At 41.6% G+C, this 20,376-nt stretch carries 21 protein-coding genes; 14 read left to right on the top strand and 7 right to left on the bottom strand.

What is annotated here, in order from left to right:
* Positions 1–22: 22 nt before the first annotated feature.
* The 4 genes from nadE (at position 23) to folX (ending at position 2,760) form a co-directional block, all read left to right on the top strand.
* A complete protein-coding gene (nadE, locus tag L1266_RS14215) occupies positions 23–859 on the top strand; it encodes an ammonia-dependent NAD(+) synthetase (RefSeq protein ID WP_235377755.1) in 837 nt (278 codons plus the stop codon).
* Positions 860–1,105: 246 nt separating this feature from the next.
* Positions 1,106–1,825 carry a dihydromonapterin reductase gene (folM, locus tag L1266_RS14220; protein ID WP_235377756.1) on the top strand — a complete coding sequence of 240 codons (720 nt, stop codon included), beginning with the start codon at positions 1,106–1,108 and terminating at the stop codon, positions 1,823–1,825.
* Positions 1,826–1,843: 18 nt separating this feature from the next.
* Positions 1,844–2,398 carry a GTP cyclohydrolase I FolE gene (folE, locus tag L1266_RS14225; RefSeq protein ID WP_054554638.1) on the top strand — a complete coding sequence of 185 codons (555 nt, stop codon included), beginning with the start codon at positions 1,844–1,846 and terminating at the stop codon, positions 2,396–2,398.
* Positions 2,399–2,400: 2 nt separating this feature from the next.
* A complete protein-coding gene (gene folX, locus L1266_RS14230) occupies positions 2,401–2,760 on the top strand; it encodes a dihydroneopterin triphosphate 2'-epimerase (protein WP_054554637.1) in 360 nt (119 codons plus the stop codon).
* On the opposite strand, the gene L1266_RS14235 is transcribed toward folX, so the two are convergent.
* Positions 2,757–3,191, bottom strand: a complete 435-nt coding sequence (locus L1266_RS14235) for a YqaA family protein (RefSeq protein ID WP_235377757.1) — start codon at positions 3,189–3,191, stop codon at positions 2,757–2,759. The genes folX and L1266_RS14235 overlap by 4 nt on opposite strands.
* 57 nt (positions 3,192–3,248) lie before the next feature.
* On the bottom strand, positions 3,249–3,620 hold the full coding sequence (locus L1266_RS14240; RefSeq protein WP_054554635.1) for a DUF4870 domain-containing protein: 372 nt from the start codon (positions 3,618–3,620) through the stop codon (positions 3,249–3,251).
* A 204-nt stretch (positions 3,621–3,824) separates the two neighbouring features.
* Here L1266_RS14240 and L1266_RS14245 point away from each other — a divergent pair, with 204 nt between their 5' ends.
* Genes L1266_RS14245 through L1266_RS14260 form a run of 4 tightly spaced genes read left to right on the top strand, consistent with a single transcriptional unit; the run spans position 3,825 to position 7,499 of the window.
* Positions 3,825–4,526 (top strand): spondin domain-containing protein, encoded by a 702-nt coding sequence (locus tag L1266_RS14245; RefSeq protein WP_194442854.1) that lies wholly within the window; start codon positions 3,825–3,827, stop codon positions 4,524–4,526.
* 9 nt (positions 4,527–4,535) lie between these two features.
* Positions 4,536–5,240 carry a spondin domain-containing protein gene (locus L1266_RS14250; protein WP_194442853.1) on the top strand — a complete coding sequence of 235 codons (705 nt, stop codon included), beginning with the start codon at positions 4,536–4,538 and terminating at the stop codon, positions 5,238–5,240.
* 58 nt (positions 5,241–5,298) lie between these two features.
* Positions 5,299–6,024, top strand: a complete 726-nt coding sequence (locus L1266_RS14255) for a response regulator transcription factor (RefSeq protein WP_166341411.1) — start codon at positions 5,299–5,301, stop codon at positions 6,022–6,024.
* The gene (locus L1266_RS14260; protein WP_235377758.1) at positions 6,024–7,499 is read left to right on the top strand and encodes a sensor histidine kinase; all 1,476 of its coding nucleotides are present in this window, start codon (positions 6,024–6,026) and stop codon (positions 7,497–7,499) included. Before L1266_RS14255 ends, L1266_RS14260 begins: the two co-directional genes overlap by 1 nt.
* A 21-nt stretch (positions 7,500–7,520) precedes the next feature.
* On the opposite strand, the gene L1266_RS14265 is transcribed toward L1266_RS14260, so the two are convergent.
* On the bottom strand, positions 7,521–9,704 hold the full coding sequence (locus tag L1266_RS14265; protein WP_235377759.1) for a S9 family peptidase: 2,184 nt from the start codon (positions 9,702–9,704) through the stop codon (positions 7,521–7,523).
* Positions 9,705–9,834: 130 nt separating this feature from the next.
* Positions 9,835–13,539 carry a S8 family serine peptidase gene (locus L1266_RS14270; RefSeq protein ID WP_054554629.1) on the bottom strand — a complete coding sequence of 1,235 codons (3,705 nt, stop codon included), beginning with the start codon at positions 13,537–13,539 and terminating at the stop codon, positions 9,835–9,837.
* Between the two features lie 226 nt (positions 13,540–13,765).
* On the opposite strand from L1266_RS14270, the gene L1266_RS14275 reads away from it, so the two are divergent.
* Positions 13,766–14,236, top strand: coding sequence for a DUF2721 domain-containing protein (locus L1266_RS14275; RefSeq protein ID WP_054554628.1), 471 nt, complete (start codon positions 13,766–13,768; stop codon positions 14,234–14,236).
* 103 nt (positions 14,237–14,339) lie between these two features.
* Entirely contained in the window at positions 14,340–14,792 is a 453-nt protein-coding gene (locus L1266_RS14280) for a c-type cytochrome (RefSeq protein ID WP_138618796.1), read from the top strand.
* Between the two features lie 221 nt (positions 14,793–15,013).
* Here L1266_RS14280 and L1266_RS14285 read toward each other — a convergent pair whose 3' ends face one another.
* Positions 15,014–15,664, bottom strand: coding sequence for a cytochrome b/b6 domain-containing protein (locus L1266_RS14285; protein ID WP_235377760.1), 651 nt, complete (start codon positions 15,662–15,664; stop codon positions 15,014–15,016).
* Positions 15,665–15,801: 137 nt separating this feature from the next.
* Between L1266_RS14285 and L1266_RS14290 the strand changes: the two genes are divergently transcribed.
* From L1266_RS14290 to L1266_RS14300, 3 genes are all read left to right on the top strand, one after another.
* Positions 15,802–16,509: an AzlC family ABC transporter permease gene (locus L1266_RS14290; RefSeq protein ID WP_235377761.1), complete on the top strand. Its 708-nt coding sequence runs from the start codon at positions 15,802–15,804 to the stop codon at positions 16,507–16,509.
* Positions 16,506–16,805: an AzlD domain-containing protein gene (locus tag L1266_RS14295; RefSeq protein WP_058585371.1), complete on the top strand. Its 300-nt coding sequence runs from the start codon at positions 16,506–16,508 to the stop codon at positions 16,803–16,805. The genes L1266_RS14290 and L1266_RS14295 overlap by 4 nt, the downstream gene beginning before the upstream one ends.
* Positions 16,806–16,912: 107 nt before the next feature.
* Positions 16,913–17,395 (top strand): glutathione peroxidase, encoded by a 483-nt coding sequence (locus L1266_RS14300; protein WP_054563709.1) that lies wholly within the window; start codon positions 16,913–16,915, stop codon positions 17,393–17,395.
* A gap of 52 nt (positions 17,396–17,447) precedes the next feature.
* On the opposite strand, the gene L1266_RS14305 is transcribed toward L1266_RS14300, so the two are convergent.
* On the bottom strand, positions 17,448–17,636 hold the full coding sequence (locus L1266_RS14305) for a PA3496 family putative envelope integrity protein (protein ID WP_082389337.1): 189 nt from the start codon (positions 17,634–17,636) through the stop codon (positions 17,448–17,450).
* A 391-nt stretch (positions 17,637–18,027) separates the two neighbouring features.
* Here L1266_RS14305 and L1266_RS14310 point away from each other — a divergent pair, with 391 nt between their 5' ends.
* Positions 18,028–18,828, top strand: coding sequence for a YggN family protein (locus tag L1266_RS14310; RefSeq protein WP_235377762.1), 801 nt, complete (start codon positions 18,028–18,030; stop codon positions 18,826–18,828).
* A gap of 66 nt (positions 18,829–18,894) precedes the next feature.
* Here L1266_RS14310 and L1266_RS14315 read toward each other — a convergent pair whose 3' ends face one another.
* Positions 18,895–20,337 carry an aminotransferase-like domain-containing protein gene (locus L1266_RS14315; RefSeq protein ID WP_235377763.1) on the bottom strand — a complete coding sequence of 481 codons (1,443 nt, stop codon included), beginning with the start codon at positions 20,335–20,337 and terminating at the stop codon, positions 18,895–18,897.
* Positions 20,338–20,376 lie beyond the last annotated feature (39 nt).

A 20,376-nucleotide genomic window follows, 5' to 3' on the forward strand; every position in this document is an offset into this window, starting at 1 on the left:
AACGAAAAATAGGAGCTCTACCATGCGTGCCGACATTCTGACGGAAATGAAAGTCCAACCAACTATTGATGTAAAAGCGGAAATTACCCGTCGCGTTAACTTTCTTAAAAGCCGACTTACTGCTGCGCACTCTCGCTCACTTGTATTAGGGATCAGTGGCGGTGTTGACTCATCAACCTGTGGCCGCTTATGCCAATTAGCGGTTGATGAATTAAACCAAGAACTCAACACCAACAAATATCAATTTATTGCAGTTCGCTTACCTTATGGTGTTCAAGCAGATGAAGATGAAGCACAAATGGCTGTTGATTTTATTAAGCCAAGCAAGCGTATGACGGTTAACATTAAAGCGGCTGTCGATGGCATGCATGAACAAGCAATGGCCGCGGTTGTTGGTGGTGGTGCTGAATTACCAGAGCAAGCTAAAATTGACTTTATCAAAGGCAATGTGAAGGCACGCCAGCGCATGGTTGCGCAGTATGAAATTGCTGGTTTCTGCCAAGGCTTAGTGGTTGGTACCGATCACAGTGCTGAAAACATCACGGGTTTTTACACCAAGTTTGGTGACGGTGCATGTGATTTAGCGCCGTTATTTGGTTTATCAAAGCGTCAAGTTCGTGCACTTGCTGAGCATTTGGGAGCACCAGCAGTACTGGTAAATAAAGCCCCAACGGCCGATTTAGAGTGTGATCGCCCAGGTCTGACTGACGAAGAAGCGCTAGGCCTCACTTACGATCAAATTGATGATTTCTTAGAAGGTAAAGACGTCAGCAATGAAGTCGAAGAAAAGCTAACAGCAATTTACTTACGTACTCAACATAAACGCCAAGCAATCCCAACCGTTTACGACGAGCTTTAAGGGTAGTTTAAACATTGCGAGGGCAATAATAATTGCCCTTTTCTACTCCTCCCGCACCCCTTAGCAATATTCAGAACCTTCAATCACTGATTATCAGCTTCACAAAATGATCTGGAGCATCATGCCTGACGTAAAAGTTAGCAACATGATTGCAGTAAAGATGAAATAGTTCTGTAATTTGGTTTATAGTTGTTACAGTAAATACATTATATTTCAAATCAAAAATCTAAGGTTTTATATTAGCTTATGTCATCGCCCATCTTAATTACCGGCGCAGGCCAACGTATTGGACTCGCTCTGGCCGAGCACTTATTAGCGCAAGGGCAAGAAATCATAGTCACTTATCGTACCCGCCATGCAGCAATTGATGTGCTTGCAGGCAAAGGCGCTATTTGTATCCATGCTGATTTTAATAGTGACCAAGCTATCGGGCACTTTATTGAAGAATTAAAAGCGCATACCAACCAGCTCAAGGCAATTATTCATAATGCATCTAGCTGGGATTGCGAAGCAAATAATCACGATTACGCTGACCTATTTGATAACATGATGCGTATTCATGCCAAAGCGCCCTATTTAATTAATTTAGCAGCTTCTGATTTGTTACTGCATTATCAGCAAAACAGTGGCCAAGCCGCAGATATTATTCATTTAACTGACTATGTTGTTGAAAAAGGCAGTCCTAAGCACCTTGCTTATGCAGCAAGTAAAGCGGCGCTTGATAATTTAACAAAGTCGTTTGCCGCTAAATTTGCACCGGCCATTAAAGTGAATGCTATCGCTCCCTCGCTGATCATTTTTAACGAGCACGATAGTGACGAGTACAAAGCCAAAACATTAAAGAAATCGCTAATGGGCATTGAGCCCGGCTGCGCCGAGATTATTAACAGCGTAGAACTAATACTAAGCAGCCAATACATCACAGGTCGTTCTATGCCTGTTGATGGTGGCAGACATTTAAAATAACGAATTACTGAGAAAGCTATGCACGATGATTTAAAAAACAGTTACCAACAAATAATTACCGCAGTAGGTGAAGATCCTGCTCGTGAAGGATTACTCGACACACCAAAACGCGCAGCAAAAGCGATGGAGTATCTGACTAAAGGTTATCGTCAAACATTAGACGAGATCACCAACAATGCGGTATTCACTTCAGACGCCGATGATATGGTATTAATCCAAGACATTGAGCTTTACTCTATGTGTGAACATCACTTATTACCGTTTGTTGGCCGCTGTCATATTGCTTATATTCCTAACGGCAAAGTACTTGGTTTATCGAAGTTTGCGCGAATTGTTGATATGTATGCGCGTCGTTTTCAAATTCAAGAACAATTAACTCATCAAATTGCTAAAGCGGTTGAAGAAGTAACTGGTGCGAAAGGTGTTGGCGTAATCGTTGAAGCAAAACACATGTGTATGATGATGCGCGGCGTTGAAAAACAAAATTCAAGCATGCGTACATCAGTTATGTTAGGTAACTTCAGAGCCGATCCAAAAACCCGTAACGAGTTTTTACAACTAGTTAGAGGGTAATGATGGCCAACGCAATTATTAATGTCACTAACCTCAGGCTACGAACCTTTATTGGTTTTAATCCTGAGGAACGTGAGAAAAAACAAGATGTAGTGATTAACTTAGAAATCCACTACCCTGCAGATCAAGCCTGTGAAACTGATGCGGTTGATAAAGCGCTAAACTACAAGACCATCACCAAAGAAGTGATCAGCCTTGTCGAAGAAGGCCACTTTTTGCTGTTAGAAAAATTGGTTGCTGAGATTTTAGCAATTTGCCACCAGCATCAAAGTGTTCACTATGCCAAAGTACGCGTTGATAAACCGCACGCACTGCGCTTTGCAGATTCAGTATCACTGACCCTTGATTGGCAAAAAAGTTAAAATAACTTTTCTAGCCCTACTGCAAAGGCAAGCACTGCTAAATATCGTGCGCCTTTGCCTAGGGTCACGAGTAACAAAAAGATTGGAAACTTAACCCTAAAAATTCCGCCAACTACCGTTAACGGGTCGCCGACAATAGGCAGCCAAGCAAACAGCAAACTGTAAATACCGTACTTATTAAATTGCTGCTCAGCTTTATCTATCGACTTTTGTGAAACGGGAAACCATTTACAGTCTTTAAATCGCATGACTTGTGTGCCCAGCCAATAATTAACACAGCTCCCAAGCACATTGCCCACGGTTGCACTTAGCCATAATAGCCAAAGTAGATAATCACCACTGGCTATCATAGCGGTCATCACTAATTCTGAAGAGCTAGGTAATAGGGTAGCTGCAATAAATGCGCTGAAAAATAACGATAAGTAGGCCATAAACATCACATAAAAAAGCTCAGCAAATGGCTGAGCTTTTAGTATATGGCAATTAGTTTACTTTATAAATTCTATCGCCATTGGATATTTAACTTCTTTACCATCGTTGGCTTTAATCGCCGATACTACCACCATAATCAATGAGAATAGCGCAACCAATGGCAGCAGAATGACACCAACGACAACAAACATCAGCATAAAGCAGACAATGTAAGCAATCATCATGGTTAATTGAAAGTTTAATGACTTGCGACCATGCTCAGCAACGAGCGGCATTTCTTCTTTTTTTACAAGCCAAACAATCAAAGGCCCAATCACTGAGCCAAACGGAAAAAGTAAACCAGCTAAGGCACTTAAGTGACAAAACATTGCCCAAGTGCGCTGGTCTTTATCTGCCACAATTATTTCAACTTTTTGATTATCATCCATTTTAAATTCCTTGTTATGGGTCTATTTGTCTCTTTACTATAAACCTTAATAGCATTTTACCCTAGCTAAATTGATTAAATTTAAAACTCTCAACCAGCAAAAAGGCTGTAATCAATGCTGTGATAAAAATGTGATAACTTCGTGAAGGTTTTTGGATATTGCTATTCGATACTGATTTTGAATCATCAAAAACAGGAATCTCACATGAAAGCTTTACCTTTAACTTTGTTCGCTGCATGCGCAGTAACTAGCCTTACAAGCCAAGCAGCTGAGCTTGATATAAAACTGACTAACCTCACGCAAGGTTTACACTTCACCCCTATTCTCATTACGGCTCACAACAGTGACAGTAAACTCTTTAGCGTTGCTATGCCTGCTTCTACAGCACTACAGACAATGGCTGAGGGTGGTAATCTCGAGCCATTAATGAGTGAAGCCACAGCTGCAAACAGTGACATGGTTGCTAACCCAGCTGAAGGCCTATTGGCGCCAGCAAGTTCAACGATGGCGAGCTTATCTACCAGCGATGGCAATAATTACTTATCGCTCACAGCCATGCTGCTGCCTACCAATGATGGCTTTGTGGGTTTAGATAGTTGGATGATCCCAACAGAAGCTGGCACCTACACTGTTTATCTCAATGCCTATGATGCAGGCACCGAAGCTAATGATGAGCTTGTTGTTGAGGGTTCAGGCATGCCGGGCACGCCAGGTATTCCAGCCGCACCGGGTGGCAATGCAGGAATGAATGGCAGCGGCGTCACCAGCAGCGAAACAAATATGATGGTGCATATTCATCCGGGTAATTTAGGTGACGACGATTTAGAGGCAGGTATGAGTGACCTTGATAACACCGTGCACAGATGGCTAAACCCAGTTGCGTTGCTAACAGTTACGGTTAAATAGGAGGTTATCATGCGCTTTTCAAAAAGCTTAATTATCCTCGCATTAAGTGCCGGCCTTGCGGCCTGTGGGGATTCAGATAATAACGAGGTGGAAGTAACAGATCCTGTAACGCCCGCTATGAGCTATGAATTTACCGTACATGTTACAAACTTAACCAATGCCCAACCTTTATCACCGATTGCAGCCATTGCTCACACTGAGGGTATGCTTTGGCAAATAGGCGAACCAGCCTCAGCTGCCCTCGAATTAATGGCTGAAGGAGGAGATAACAGTGAATTATTAGCGGCTGATTTTAATATGAATTCAAGCTCAGCTGAAAGCCCACTTCTTCCTGGTGAGCAAGTCACTTTAATGCTGAGTACTGAGCAGCTTGATGAATTAAAAATCAGCTTAGCGACCATGTTGGTGAATACAAATGACGCGTTTACCGGTCTTAATGCTATAGACGTGTCTTCGTTAGCGGTAAATGAGTCACTGTCTCGCACTAGTTTTGCCTATGATGCAGGCACCGAAGCTAACTCTGAAGCAGCTGGGACAATCCCCGGCCCTGCTGATTCTGGCGAAGGTTACAACGAAATGCGCGACGATATTGACCGTGTTGCAATGCACCCAGGTGTGGTCAGCCAAAATGATGGCCTGACAAACTCAGTGCTCACCAGTCAGCATAAGTTTGATAACCCAGTTGCTCGGTTCACGATAACGCGGACGCAATAATAATCGCACTCCTTACACCGAGGTCATAAGGATGTGCCTCTGTGATTTGGAGTGAGCAATGCGCCAAGAAAAATTATTAATCGTCGAAGATGATAGAGCAATACGCCAACTTATCAGCACACAATTACACTGCCTAAACCTACATATTGATGAAGCCTCGAGCGCTGAAGCTGCAATAAAGAAGCTTGCCAGCTCAAGTTACGGCTTGGTGCTACTCGATATCAATCTACCACAAATGGATGGCTTGAGTTTATGCCGCAAAATTAAAGAGCACTACCCAAGCATTGCCGTTATTTTACTAACTGCACTCAGTAGCGATATGGACAGAGTGATTGGTCTGGAAATGGGCGCTGATGATTACATTTGCAAGCCGTTCTTCGCCAGAGAGTTACAAGCACGAATAAAAACACAATTACGGCATAGGTCGCAACTTATGGCAGCCCATTCACATCATGAAGATAGCGCTCAAGCAGTCATTCAACTCGGTGAACTCCATATTGAATTTGCCAGCCACCAAGCATTTTTAGCTGACCAAGCAATTAACTTAACCGCCACCGAATTCGATTTACTAGTCTACTTTGCCAAACACCCAAACCATGTTTTTAGCCGCCAACAGTTACTAGACCAAGTGTGGGGTTACCAACACAGCGGCTACGAGCATACGGTTAATTCCCATATAAACCGTTTACGCAGTAAATTTGAGCAGCATCACCCTACAACCTTTATCGAAACAGTCTGGGGCGTAGGCTATAAATTAAACCCTAGCCAATTGAGTGTAAACTAATGAAATCAATGACGCTATATCAAAAATTGGCTTGGTCATTGGTGCTTATTTTTAGCCTGTTGTGTGCACTGGTTTTAAATTGGAGTAAGCAATTAGAACAAAGCTCTGTTCATCATGCTCAGCAAAACTTGCACCTCCAATTGGCCGAGCATTTAGTGCACGACAACCCACTGATCCAGCAAGGTGTGTATGACTATGACGCACTAGAAAACTTATTTCACACGCTGATGATACTCGGTCCTGCATTTGAGTTTTATTTTGTAGACCCAGAAGGTCATTTACTGACTTATTCAGCCAAACCGGGGCAAGTCATAAGGCAACAAATAAACTTAAGCCCAATACAGCAGCTAATTGACAACCCCACTGCCACGCCGATTTATGGTGATGATCCGCGTAGCAACGATGGCGTAAAAATATTTTCGACCGCGCCAGTTTATAATCAGCAACAGCTGCAAGGCTATCTATACGTAATTATTGGCGGGCAAGCTTACGATACCACCCTTAAAAACATTAAAGCCAATGATAACCTTTGGCTTGCTGCCATGTGGTTTATAGCCGCCTTAGTTGCGCTCTTTATTGCGATGTTGCTGTTATTTCGTTTTTTCACCTTACCGTTAAAAAAACTCAATAAAGAGCTTAATAAAATAGAAGCGGCTAACTACAGCCTAACCAAAATGTCATTGGACTCAAGCTACACTGCTGATGATGAAATTGGCAATTTAAGCAAAGGCGTCAATGCCATGCTCGCACGTATTGATGAGCAGTTTCAGTCATTACAGCAAGCCGATAAACAACGCCGTGAGTTACTGACTCATTTATCACATGATTTACGTACGCCGCTATCTTCACTGCACGGCTTTCTTGAGGTGATCAATAAACCGGATAGCCACTTAAACGAGCCTGAGCAACGTCATTACCTCAACCTTGCAATGGATAACTGCCAGCAATTAAAACATCTGATCGAACAAATTTTTGAACTTGCTAATTTAGAGTGCGGCCAAGTAAAAATTCAATCAGAGACCTTTAATTTAGGCGAGTTGATTTATGATTGCGTGGCAAAGCTTGCACTCACTGCACAATCCGCAGGAATTTCACTCAGGGTTATCCCAGAAATTTGCGACTTTACCGTGACGGCAGACATTGCAAAATTAGAGCGGGTACTAACAAACTTAATTGAGAATGCTATTCGACACACCCCAAGTGGCGGTGAAATTGCCGTCAAGGTTAGCCAACAAAGTGATCAGTTATACGTGGCAGTATCTGATACTGGGGTTGGTATTCATGAGGATGAACTCAATGCTATTTTTGAACCTCATTATCAGGCCCGTAATAGCATAAAACGAGGCTCAACAGGCTTAGGACTGGCTATTTGCAAGCAATTGCTCACCCTAATGGATAGTGAAATAAACGTCAGCAGTACCTTAGGAAAAGGCAGTGAGTTTCGTTTTAATTTAGCAATGCAGGCACCCGCTTAATCACGGATGCCTGCGTTGTTATTATTTTTCGATACCCGCTAAATCTAGCATAAATGCATAATATAAAGCGGTGTCTTGTAAGCTCTTAAAGCGCCCAGAAGCACCGCCATGACCTGCTTCCATGTCAGTTTTAAAAAGCAATAGGTTATCATCGGTTTTATATTCACGCAGCTTAGCAACCCATTTTGCTGGCTCAAAATACTGAACTTGAGAGTCATGCAAGCCGGTGGTGACTAACATATTTGGGTAAGCCTGTTTCTTAACTTGGTCGTACGGCGAATACGACAGCATATAATCGTAATAGACTTTATCGTTCGGGTTACCCCACTCGTCATACTCATTTGTTGTTAGTGGTAAGCTGTCATCTAGCATAGTCGTGACCACATCAACAAAAGGCACTGCCGCAATCACTCCTTTATAAAGTTCAGGCGCTTGATTTACAACAGCTCCCATTAGTAAGCCACCCGCACTGCCACCCATGGCAAAAACATTATCTTTATCTGCATATTTTTGAGCAGCCAATGATTTAGTCACATCAACAAAGTCATTAAAGGTGTTTTGTTTATGAAGTAACTTGCCGTCTTCGTACCAAGGACGACCCAACATCTGCGAGCCACGGATATGTGCAATTGCAAATACAAAACCACGATCGAGTAAGCTTAATCGTGAACTAGAAAAGCTCGGATCCATGGTCGCACCATACGAACCATAGCCATATTGCATAAGCGGATTAGAGCCATCTTTTTTAAACTTATCTTTTCGATAAACAAGGCTCACTGGAACATCAACACCATCTCGCGCAGTTACATATATGCGTTCAGATGTGTAATTGCTCGGGTTGAAATCACCCAATACTGTACGCTGTTTAAGCAGTGTTTTTTCGCCACTTTCGAGGTTGATATCGTAGCTACTACCTGGGGTTGTCATACTTGAATAGTAAACACGTAAATTAGGGTTATCTAACTCACTATTACCATAGCTAAAAACCATATACGTTGGATCATTAAACGCAACTATTTGCTCTTGTTGGTTGCGAAGGTCACGAATAGTGATACGGGTTTGCCCCATTTCACGTTCTTCATAAACCAAGTGATTGTTAAATAACTCAATACCCTCAAACTTAACCTTATCGCGACCAGCAATAACCGTTTGCCAATTGGTTTTATCATGAGCCTTATCGCGGTGCACTTTCATCAGTTGGAAGTTAACCGCATTTAAATTGGTAACGATGTAATACCAATCACCTAATTTTTGAATATCATATTCAAGCCCAGCTTCACGTTCAATAAAACGTTTTGGCATTGCTTTGACATCATTAGCATCAATAACCGAGACACCCGAAGCACTGGTGCTGCCATGACTAATATAGATTTCTTGTTGGTCTTTACTCTTGTAGATACCGGTGTAGTAACTGGTGTTTTTCTCTTCGTAAACGAGTTCGTCGTCGGCTTGCGGGGTGCCTAGCGTATGGCGATATACTTGGTAGCCTAACAGCGTTTGTAGGTCTTTTTTGATGTAGTAAAAGGTTTTGTTGTCATTAGCCCACACGACATCACCTTCCGTGCCTTCAAGGCTCTCTGTGAGCATTTTACCTGTGGTTAAATCTTTAACTTTAATTGTGTAAATGCGACGACTAACTGTATCTTCACCGTAAGCAAGTAAATTGCCATTTGGACTCACAGCTAATCCGGTGACAGCAAAGTAATCATGATTTTTAGCAAGCTCATTTACATTTAAAATAACTTGCTTACCCTCTCCTTGACTATCTTGGCTACGCACATAAACCGGATATTCATCATCACCACGCGTTTGTGAGAAATAATAATAATCCCCTTTTTTTGTCGGTACGGTATCGTCATCCTTTTCAATACGTCCTTTAAGCTCTTCGAAAAGGGTGTTTTGTAGCGTTTGAGTATGTGCCAATTTGCTTTCAACATACGCATTTTCAGCATTTAAATGAGCAATAACAGCGGCATCTTTGCGCTCATCATCACGCATCCAGTAGTAGTTATCGATACGTGTGTCACCATGAATGGTCATTTCATGAGGTATTTTTTTAGCAACGGGAGCTGCTATTTGAGTCGACTCAGTTACAGCCGATTGTTTTATTGTATCTTTTTCATTTGAGTCATCAGGAGCTTTATTACAGGCAGTTAAAATAGCTAAAGAGAGTGCCGCGAGACAAAGTGAGTGGCCAACTTTCATAGGGATCCTAAATTAATTTTTATTATTAAGTCCCTAATATAAGTAATTAACCGTGAATTTATAAGTAGCCTTTGTGAAGCAATGTAAAAAGGGAGCCGAAGCTCCCTTTTATCACTTATTTTTCAAATAATTACTTTTGCTTACGACGACGCATGAATGCGAACGGTGCAGCAAGTAATGTTAACCACGCTAGTGAACCTGAAGAAGATTTTTTCTTCGGTTCTTCAACGACAGGAGCTGGATCAGCAATTGTATCATTTACAACAATAGAAACACTTGTTTCTTCTGATTCCATACCTGAGCTCTCACGTACAGTATAAGTAAAGCTATCTTCACCTGCGAACTGAGCATTAGGTTTATAGTCTATGGTACCATCTTCTTTCACTGTTGCTGTACCGTTGCTTGGTGCAGAAACAACTTTAACTGTTGAAGACTCAAGGCTACCCTTAACTTTCACACCTTTGTGGACAAGGAACTCTGCATTATCTAATTCCGAAGCAGCCTTACCATCAAACGTGAATCGAGATTCACCCATATCATTTTCTAATACATTGATATTGATAGTTTGCTCTTCATCAGTAACTACAGAATCTGCCGAAGTATAGTTGCTACGGTCTTTCGCAAATGCTTGATACTGAATTTCAACTGTACCACCTTGGGTTTGCTCAACCATATAACCTTGACCAAGAGCTGTCCCTGTTGGAACTGTACTTAGTGCAACACCGACACCACCATCAGCAGATTCAGCGCCAGCCGAATAAGCAGAAGGTAACGCTGGAACATCTATGTAATTAATACGTACTTCATCCGTACCTTCTTTCAAAATAACTTGGAAAGTGTACTTATCACCTGAAGTGCTAGCGTATTCTTCAACATCATGCCACTCAATAACAATGTGACCACTTTCAAGTGTTGCTATATACAGCTCACCACCGCCAGTTGCACCACCCGCTAAGTCATAATCGGCCCATAAAGGTGCAATAACACCATTTGGCGTACGAGTATTAGGGAATGCACGCGGAGACCACGCACCACTGACGTTCACATCACTACCAACAGCAACGAAACCATTATCAGAAACTGTAAATGCTGAATATTCTTTTCCATCATAGATAAAGTCAGCATCAACGGTTACCGTAAATTCATCACAACCATTTGGGCACGCAACAGCTGTTGCTCCAGCTTCTGCTAAAGAGAACGTACCTAACAAGTTATCATCAGAAAGAGTCATAACTTTAGGGTCTAACTTACCAGTCCATGTTAGTTCTTTATTATCTTCACTAACAGTTACTTCACCGGCTCCACGTGCAACTTCCACTAAAGGTGAAGTGCCTTTAAGTAGCTCTGCATTTTCATCAAGCTTAACATTAACGGTTAATTCGTTTTCAAAGCCAGAATTAGCAAATTTAACGCCTACTTTCGCAGGTGTTGATGAGTTTAAAGAATCAGCATCAACATTAGCGGTGAAGAAACTCGCATTTGTTTCTTCATTATCGTATATAGCAAATGGAAGGTGAGCTACCTGACCTGTTTCAGAGTGCGTCCATACAACATGACCAAAATTCCAACCTTTAACACTATTGTATGTTGAGTCAATATCTAAATTAAACTCTGCAATATCGGTGCGTGTCTCAGTATTATCTTCTCCAGTCGTCACAGAACCATTCGCTTCTAGAGTGATAGTGCTAGGCGATATAGAGATTTCTGCACCATCCATGTCTGTAACTACTTTAGCTGTCCACTCTCCCGAGGTGTCACTCATATTTTGCACAGTATTTTTGAAGCTACATACGCTTAGACAGCTAGGATCAGCATAAGAACCGTGACTAAATGTAAGCGACGCATTTAATGCACTAGGTACATCTAGGCGACCAGCACCAACATCAAAAGCATCTGCTTTAGTGACAAGATCTTCTTTATGAAGTCCATCCATCTTCGATGTACTCATTAAAGCGGTTTTGATCTGTACAGCATCCCATTCTGGGTGTGCTTGCTTAATAAGTGCAGCTGCACCCGCAACATGAGGGCTAGCCATACTAGTACCAGAGATTGCCGTGAATGTTAATCCATTTCCCTCATCTGGAGAGTATGCAGACAGGATGTCTGTACCTGGAGCAGCAATATCAGGTTTTAGGAAGCTTGGTTCACCGTTTGGTCCTCGTGAACTCGAAGAATTAACTGCATCAGTGAACTTAGCTACGATAGTTCTTTGCACACTTGGATCAAGAGTCGCGATAACAGGCTCTTCTGCTTCTTTCAATAACTCAACTAAGCTTAAACCATCTTCTTGGCTAATAGCTGAAGCTGGGATTGGAGCATCATCCATAGACATCCCCATCGCACCACCAGCAGCATTATTGTGAATAATCACTGCAGAAGCACCTGCTTTAGCTGCATTTTCAGCTTTAACACTAAAAGCACAAGCACCACGAGAGATTAACGCAACAGAATCAGCAAAACTAATTCCTTCCGCAAACTCTTCGCAACCCTCAAAGTTATCTGGTGCGATAACTTGTGCAGAGATAACCGGTAAAGAAAGCGTTTCTTTTAATAGGCCATTACTACCCTCAATACTTAAATAGCTTTCGCCATCAACCTCAATTTGCTGCGAAAAAAATCGGCCTGTTTGGGTATTTGCAACTGTTAAACCAGACTCGATACATCCTGGACAGCCAATTGTTTGTGGTCCATTACCATCATTACCTGCTGCAGTAACAACAACAACACCTGCTTCTTCTGCTGCTGTAAATAAGTCGCTGTAAGCACTTGATGCAGGGTTTGCTCCTGCACCACCACCCCATGAGTTATTAATAACATCTGCGCCGTCTTTAATTGCGGCTTCTAATGCAGACATAAGCGCGGTTGTAGTACCACTGCCGCGACCATCAGCTGTATGCCATAGTGCTTTATACGCCATCAGTTGAGCTGCAGGAGCTACACCAGAAATAGACACATTGTTACCCTGGTAGGTGATTTCCATTGGGTTACCAACCGCAGTACCAGCTACGTGCGTCCCGTGACCATCATAACCTAAAGGAGAGCCAATATACTCATCTGGATGAACACTAGAAGGAGTTGGACCAAAAGCACGTGCAACAATTAACTTGTTATTACAAAAGTCAGCTTCACCACCATCCATTCGACAATAATCAGGATTTGTTGCTAAGTAAGCAGCTTCTTCTTCACTGAACTCTGGAGCCGTAAAACCTACATCTGAAAACATAGGATTTTCAGGGCGAATACCTGAGTCAATAATCGCAACCTTAACACCTTTACCAGCTTCAGATTGACCACCTAATGCTTGCCACGCTTCAACACCTTTGATTACATCAATTGATGCGTCCATTACTGTATGATATTCAGTGTCTAGGAATACTTTTTTAACGCCTGGTAGTCTAGCCAGAGCTTCTCTTTGACCTTCAGCGCCCTCAATAACAACACCATTGAATAAAGTGCTAAACGTATGAGAAACAGCTCCACCACTTATAGATACAGCGTCACGAGCTACGCTCTTTTGCTTAGCTTTTAAGTAACTGCTGTACTTTAACGCTTGGTTTGAAGAAAGATTTAGCTTACTCTCCCCAGTTACCTCTGCAGAGGTAGCCTGTAGGCCGATGATTCCGCCTTTATAAGTTGCAAGAGGTTCATCCTCGAGTTGAATAATATAGCGAGTTTTATTATTAATTGTTTTATCTTGAGAGTAACTTTTTACATTAGATATTTCAGGAACATAGCCCTTGTTAAGATCAAGTGTTGCTGCTGTAACACCATAAGACATCATTGCTAACCCAATAGCCGATGATAGAGCGGTTCGCTTCATTTTACTTGGAGACATCATTTTCCCTCGGATGAGTTTTATATTATTGTATTTACTCAATTCAATGATATTAGAATTGTTCGACGACTATAAAGCTCAAAAACACAAACTAGCAACAGCTTGGTTACAACAAAGTGATCCCTCTGCCGAAAAGAAACTGTAACACACTGATTTAAATGGGTTAAATGTCAAACTTAAATTGTAAACCACTGTAAATAAAATATAACAATGAGCGGAGAGACTGATGAATTCAGAAGTTATCAACATTCTTACCATGGCAAAAGTAATTCAAACGGCTGTTGCACCCGTCTTTTTAATTACCGGTATTGCAGCAACATTAGGCGTGCTTTCCAACCGCTTGGCGCGTATTACCGATCGAGCGCGACAGTTAGAACGCAAGCTTAAAGTCAGTACGGATGAAGACTTCAATAAGTCATTAACAACGGAGCTAAGGGCACTGTTGAAACGCTCTCGCTGCATCCATATTGCATTTAGTCTAAGTGTACTCAGTGCTTTATTAGTATGTGCTGTGGTTATGTGTCTATTTTTATCGCATATTCAATCTATCAACTTGAGCGTGACAATTGCTAGCTGCTTTGTGGCCGCTATGGCGCTGCTGATATGTGGATTTTTATCTTTACTATGCGAGGTTTTCTTAGCAACAAGAAGCATGCGCCGCGGCATGATCTTCGCTGATATTGATATAAATGATTAAATTAAACTTAAGTTAAGATTAACCGCGATACACTTGAATATTATATTGAGCTAAGATAAAACTCAGTTAGTTTACTTTTATGACATCTTAAGGGGCAAAAGGAATGAAATTAAAACAATTAGTAGTGGGTGCAATGCTTTCAACAATGGCACTAGGCGCTTCAGCAAATTCTGTATTTGAAGAGCCAAGTGATGCAATCGAGTATCGTCAGGCAGCATTTTCAATGATCCGCGTACAAATTGGTGACATGGGCGATATGCTAAAAGGGAAAGTACCTTTTGATGCAGAACGTTTTCAAAAGCGTGCTAACAATGCAGCGGCATTATCTAAAATGCCTTGGGAAGCTTTCGTAGCGGGTTCTGATAAAGGTGATACATCTGCGCTTGCAGCTGTATGGAGCGACAACGAAACCTTTATGAAAAAAGCAGTTGCTTTCCAACAATATGCTGATGAGCTAGCAATTGCAGCGCAAAGTGGCGATAAAAAAGTAATTGGTAAAGCATTTGGCGCTTGGGCTAAAGGCTGTAAAGATTGCCATAAGTCTTTCAAAGACTAGTTAAAAACTTAAACTAAAAAGGCGCTTATTAGCGCCTTTTTTAATGTCTTATACCAATTCGCTTAATTAAGTGGTCTATTTTGAGGCAATAGAACCTCGTTGATAGCAAGGCAAAAATTTCGTTATTTAGTTTGTTCTAAATCAGAAATTTTTAACGCAGGTAGCGACAGGTTTTATCCCTCAAAATGATTAAGTATTATTGCGGATTGGTATTAGATTACCTAGCCAAGCAAATAGCTGAGCGGCTCTGCACCCCAAGTCGTAAATAGCACCACTAAGCACACTGCAAAAATAACAAAAGCTATCAACGGTGATTTAGTAACAGGCTCAGTAACCGCAACTTGCTCACTATTGCCCGTTAGCATAGGCTTCACTAAGTTCTTACCCTTAATGCGGTAAATCACAATCGCTAATACATGCAACACAATGGCATACAACAAAATATCAAAGTTTAAATGATGGAGCCAACCCGCAAACTCTACGGTATCTGAGGATACATGCGCCACCAGCGGGCCATCCGTTAAAATATCGTCACTGGTCATTAAGCCAGAGGTTAACTGTACGATGAGTAGCGCAAAAAAGGCTATCACCATATAACTACCCGCCGCGCCGTGACCCGCCTTATGTTCATTGCTTGTAAATGACTTAATTGCAGCAACAGGTGAATGAATAAGCGCAGACAGCTTTGCCGTTTTACTACCAATTAGACCCCAAACAAGACGTGTAATAATAAGCGCTAGAGTGAAGTAGCCTGCAGTAAAATGCAGCTCCAACATACCTTCTTCAGCACTAAAATAGAGTGTTGCGATGGCGGCAACTAATAACCAATGGAAGCTTCTTATAAAGCCATCCCATACTTTAACTTTTGACATTGTAACTTTCCCTTTAAAAGATGCTAATGATTTCAGCAACAGGCTCGGCTATACATTATTGCAAACTTCAGTTATTTTGACACACCTCTATTTCAGCTGTTTTGATCTGAGCCATAACTACAAACATGAGCGATAAGATGCATAAATCAACAATAAGAGCCTTACTAAAAGGGTTTTTCGACATGCTCCCCTTATGCCTTGCGGTGTTACCTTGGGGAATTTTATGTGGCTCGTTAGCAGTTCAAAATGGCTTCAGTGCCCTAGAAACACAAGCTATGTCGTTATTGGTATTTGCAGGCTCAGCACAGCTCGTTGCGATTGAATTAATGGCCGGCAATACGCCGCTTTTAACTATTTTATTTACCACACTCATTATTAGCTCTCGGCACTTTTTGTATGGTTTAGCTATTCGCCATAAAGTCATAGATCAACCCTTTCGTTGGCGACTGTCAGTGAGTTTTGTACTAACCGATGAATTATTTGCTTTTTCGCACCATCGCAAAGCGTACCGAACGAAAGTACGCCTTATTTATGCACTCAGTGCCGGGTTTAGTTTTTATATTGCCTGGAATATCTGGACCTTACTAGGTATTGTCGCAGGAAGCCTCCTTCCCGATTTAACACACCTAGGGCTTGATTTCGCCATCGCAGCCACGTTTATTGCTTTAGTTATTCCGGGAGTAAAGAACCTTGCAACACTGGCTACAGTGATCACCGCTGGCGTTGTTGCAACGCTATTAAAAAATCAGGGCTTTCAACTTTGGCTTGTCACTGCGGCCCTTATCGCTATGACAGTGGGTTATCTAATTAGTCGCTGGCAAGCAAAAGAGGAGCATACACAATGATGACCACCATTTTATTAATGGCGTGTATCACCTTCTTCACACGTTACTTATTTTTGCACCGTGCATTACCGTTTAAAGTCGGCCCAAAAATGCAGCAATTCTTAAGTTTTAGCGCCCCAGCAGTACTCACCGCAATTTGGGTGCCCATTGTATTTATTAATGACGAAGGGATAAATCTAGATTGGCAAAATCCCTATCTAAGCGCTGCTGTTGTGTCTGTTATCGTGGCCTATAAAACACATAACATATACTACACAACACTGGCAGGGATGGGATTGTTTATAATTTTAAGTTAGCTGCGATGCTTAACGCCAAGTAAGAAAAACCGCTGATTAAAATTTACCCTTTTAGAAAAATGCCAAGCAAGTTAGAATCAATGCAACAATAATAAAAAGTTATCATTATGAGCGAATTTCACCAACTTTCTGCCACCAGCCTACAAGGCCAAACCGTTGACTTTTCTGATTTTGAAAACAAGGTTGTGCTTGTTGTAAATACCGCAAGTAAATGCGGTTTCACTCCACAATATGAAGGCTTACAAGCACTGCATGAAAAGTATCATGAGCAAGGCTTAGTAATAATTGGTTTTCCATGTAACCAGTTTGGCAAACAAGAACCAGGTGATGCAAAAGAAATTAAAGAAGGCTGCCTTATTAACTATGGCGTTAGCTTTTTAATGATGAGCAAAGTCGATGTGAATGGCGAACATGCTCACCCTGTTTTTAGATACCTAAAATCAGAATTACCGGGGTTTATCACCCGCAAAATAAAATGGAACTTCACCAAATTTTTAATTGGTAAAGATGGCAAGGCCATTAAGCGATATGCGCCACTGACAAAACCTGAACAGCTAGAGTCAGACATCGCAGCTGCACTGGGCAAATAACAAAGTCTAAAAGCAATAAAGAGGCAAATTGCCTCTTTATCTAAATTTATGCTTAGTCGTTCAAGTACTCGTCAAAGTCGTCATCGCCTAAGTTTCTGCGCAAGCGTTTTTGTTCAAGATAGTCTTCCAACTTCTTCTTTACGCGTTGCTTTTTCTTGTCGTGTTGATTACGCCCGACCATTTCGTACTCGTCTTCAACAAAATCGTCATCTAGCGCGTCATAACTAAATGTCTTACCCACAACCCACTCCATAAAGTGTTTGAGACCAATTCTTGAGATTAAAATTTGCTCGATGAATTGGCAAAGATTAAAAAGCTCAGTAGTAATTTAGTATCTAAAAAACCACCAAAATAAAGCCATACACCCATGCTAAATAGGTCATATGTCAATATTGTGAATAAATAGCGCTAAATTTGATTTCTGAAAAGTGAGAGTTTTTTATCGTTTCGATAAGAGTCATTTATGCATGTGTGTTTTTTAGTTAATTTGACTAAAAAGTGGTTAAAAAATTATTGACCGCAATTTTCAAAAAATCATAAAAACACATCAAACCATTGAATTAATTGAACTTATAAATTATGGCATTCAATTTGATTATGTATTTGTGTCATTTCAAACAGGAAAGAAAAAAATGAAAAAGTTATTGTTAGTAAGTTCTTTATTTATCGCTACCAGCGCAATGGCTCATAACGATAATGATACAAATATTTCATTCAGCGGTGAGCAGTGTGATGTTGAATTTATAAATGATGTACGCATCACACCAAGCGAGTTAGAAGTCTACACAGCCGATAATCGCACTATGAAAATCATCGATCAGCACACTTTATATATCGATGGTCAAGGCGTATCGCTTGATGCTTCACAACAGCAAGCAATTGCAGATTACTCAGACAGCTTACGCAGCCAACTTCCTGAAGTCGCCAATATCGCACTTGATGGCGTAAAAATAGCAGGCGTAGCAATTGAAGAAGTATCAAATGCTTTCAATATTGATGGCCTAAACGACATTTCAGAATTAATGGACGATATCAGTGTAGAAGTGCAAAACGCCTTCTATCAGCAAGGTGCGTTTACCATGGGTCAGCAAAATTTCGAAAAATTTGGCCAAAACTTTGAAGACCAATTCGATGAGCAAATCGAATCGGCTGTCGAGTCAGCCATGATGCAATCGATGGGCAGCATTTTAATTGCGCTAGGTTCTGAGCTTTTAGGTTCAGGTGGCGACATGGATGAGTTTGAGCAACGTATGGAAAACATGGGCGCACAAATAGAAGCACGCGTAGAAACACAGGCAGCTCAACTTGAAGAACGTGCAGATGCATTATGCGGCAGCTTTGCAGATATCGCTCATAAAGAACAAGAATTAGTGGTACTAGTACCACAACTAAAAGAGTACCAACTATTTACTTTCAAACAGAATGCAGAGTAATTGACTAATTAACATCCCTGAACCAAAACAATTGGTCCTTTCGCGCAGAGCCTGCTCTGCGCTTTTTTATTTTTTGGCCAGCACAGTCAATTGCGATAACGTTTTAATCGCCTGCTCTAAGTTTTCAGACCAAGGCAAGCCATAACTTAAACGAAAACAGCTACGGTACTTTTTACCCGCTGAGAATATCAACCCCGGAGTAATACTGATCCCCGCCTCTAGTGCCAGATGAAATAACTTTACCGCATCATATTGGCTACCAAGGTCAACCCAGATAACACAGCCCCCTTGCGGGTTACTTATACGCGCACAACTTGGCATATATTGCTGCAGGCACCAAATCATACGTTCTTTATTGGTACTTAAGCGCTGTCTAAGCAAACGAATGTTACGGTCGTACTCACCGCTAGCTATAAACTCATACAAGGTCCACTGGTTTATAAGTGGCGCAGAGCAACTAAGCGCGCGTTTGTGTCGCCTTGCTTGTTCTGCAAACTTACCGGCAATGATCCAACCAATGCGGTAACTAGGTGCGGCTGTTTTTGAAAACGACGCGCAGGTGATCACTAAGCCCTTTTTTGAATAAGCTTGTGCAGGCGTGGCGCGCTTAGCTGTAAAATGTAAGTCGCCATAGACATCATCCTCAATAAGCACCACGTCACGCTGCTCTAAAAGTGCCACTAATTGCTCACGCTTGGCATCAGGCATAAAACTGCCAACTGGGTTATTTAATGAGGTTGAAAACACACAGGCTTTTATATCATGCTCATCGAGTGCTTGAGCCAAATCATCTAGCCATATTCCTTCATCGGGGCACAGCGGTATTTCCAGAGCCTTTAAGCCTAAGCTTTCAATTAATTCGATAATGCCAAAATAACAAGGCGACTCGATAGCAATAACATCACCGGGTTTAGCGATACACTTAAGGGCAATCGCCAGTGCCTCTTGAGCACCATTGGTGATCACTAATTCATCGCTATCAACCCCAATGCCAAAATCCAAATAGCGATGAATGAGTTGTTTTTTAAGTGGTGCAAAGCCATCCATCGGCCCGTAATTAATTGCCGATGCGCCAGCTAATGTCATGACTCGGCGCATTGTTCGTGCCAGTGCTTTATCTGTCGGTGCAGCAGCCACAGGGTTGGCGATACCAAATGGCACCACATTAGCTTTGTGGATAGCGCTGTAGACTTGCTCAATCAAGCCTTGCTTATTGACTGTGGTAGGCTCTCGACTGAGCCTAACTCGCTTTGGTCGAGACTGATTTAACTGTGATGACTTTAAAAAGTACCCTGACTTTTCTCTGGCTTCGATCAGCCCTTGCCCTTCAAGTAATTGATACGCTTGCTTTACAGTAGGAATACTGATGTTGAGCTTGTCTGCCATTTTTCTGAGCGAAGGTAACTTTTCACCCGGTAATAACGAACCTTGCAAGCAAAGATCTCTAACTAGCTGAATAACTTGTTGATATAAGAACTCACTGTTACTACGACTGATAACTTGTGACATAGCCCACCAAACTGTATAGGTTGCATTTCGAGTTTTCTG

Origin of the sequence: Pseudoalteromonas sp. Cn5-37 (assembly GCF_021532495.1) — a bacterium.
GTDB classification, from domain to species: Bacteria; Pseudomonadota; Gammaproteobacteria; order Enterobacterales; family Alteromonadaceae; genus Pseudoalteromonas; species Pseudoalteromonas simplex.

Coding starts and splice junctions, on each gene's coding strand:
- nadE (WP_235377755.1), top strand. CDS start 23: ATGCGTGCCGACATTCTGACGGAAATGAAAGTCCAACCAACTATTGAT.
- folM (WP_235377756.1), top strand. CDS start 1,106: ATGTCATCGCCCATCTTAATTACCGGCGCAGGCCAACGTATTGGACTC.
- folE (WP_054554638.1), top strand. CDS start 1,844: ATGCACGATGATTTAAAAAACAGTTACCAACAAATAATTACCGCAGTA.
- folX (WP_054554637.1), top strand. CDS start 2,401: ATGGCCAACGCAATTATTAATGTCACTAACCTCAGGCTACGAACCTTT.
- L1266_RS14235 (WP_235377757.1), bottom strand. CDS start 3,191: ATGGCCTACTTATCGTTATTTTTCAGCGCATTTATTGCAGCTACCCTA.
- L1266_RS14240 (WP_054554635.1), bottom strand. CDS start 3,620: ATGGATGATAATCAAAAAGTTGAAATAATTGTGGCAGATAAAGACCAG.
- L1266_RS14245 (WP_194442854.1), top strand. CDS start 3,825: ATGAAAGCTTTACCTTTAACTTTGTTCGCTGCATGCGCAGTAACTAGC.
- L1266_RS14250 (WP_194442853.1), top strand. CDS start 4,536: ATGCGCTTTTCAAAAAGCTTAATTATCCTCGCATTAAGTGCCGGCCTT.
- L1266_RS14255 (WP_166341411.1), top strand. CDS start 5,299: ATGCGCCAAGAAAAATTATTAATCGTCGAAGATGATAGAGCAATACGC.
- L1266_RS14260 (WP_235377758.1), top strand. CDS start 6,024: ATGAAATCAATGACGCTATATCAAAAATTGGCTTGGTCATTGGTGCTT.
- L1266_RS14265 (WP_235377759.1), bottom strand. CDS start 9,704: ATGAAAGTTGGCCACTCACTTTGTCTCGCGGCACTCTCTTTAGCTATT.
- L1266_RS14270 (WP_054554629.1), bottom strand. CDS start 13,539: ATGTCTCCAAGTAAAATGAAGCGAACCGCTCTATCATCGGCTATTGGG.
- L1266_RS14275 (WP_054554628.1), top strand. CDS start 13,766: ATGAATTCAGAAGTTATCAACATTCTTACCATGGCAAAAGTAATTCAA.
- L1266_RS14280 (WP_138618796.1), top strand. CDS start 14,340: ATGAAATTAAAACAATTAGTAGTGGGTGCAATGCTTTCAACAATGGCA.
- L1266_RS14285 (WP_235377760.1), bottom strand. CDS start 15,664: ATGTCAAAAGTTAAAGTATGGGATGGCTTTATAAGAAGCTTCCATTGG.
- L1266_RS14290 (WP_235377761.1), top strand. CDS start 15,802: ATGCATAAATCAACAATAAGAGCCTTACTAAAAGGGTTTTTCGACATG.
- L1266_RS14295 (WP_058585371.1), top strand. CDS start 16,506: ATGATGACCACCATTTTATTAATGGCGTGTATCACCTTCTTCACACGT.
- L1266_RS14300 (WP_054563709.1), top strand. CDS start 16,913: ATGAGCGAATTTCACCAACTTTCTGCCACCAGCCTACAAGGCCAAACC.
- L1266_RS14310 (WP_235377762.1), top strand. CDS start 18,028: ATGAAAAAGTTATTGTTAGTAAGTTCTTTATTTATCGCTACCAGCGCA.
- L1266_RS14315 (WP_235377763.1), bottom strand. CDS start 20,337: ATGTCACAAGTTATCAGTCGTAGTAACAGTGAGTTCTTATATCAACAA.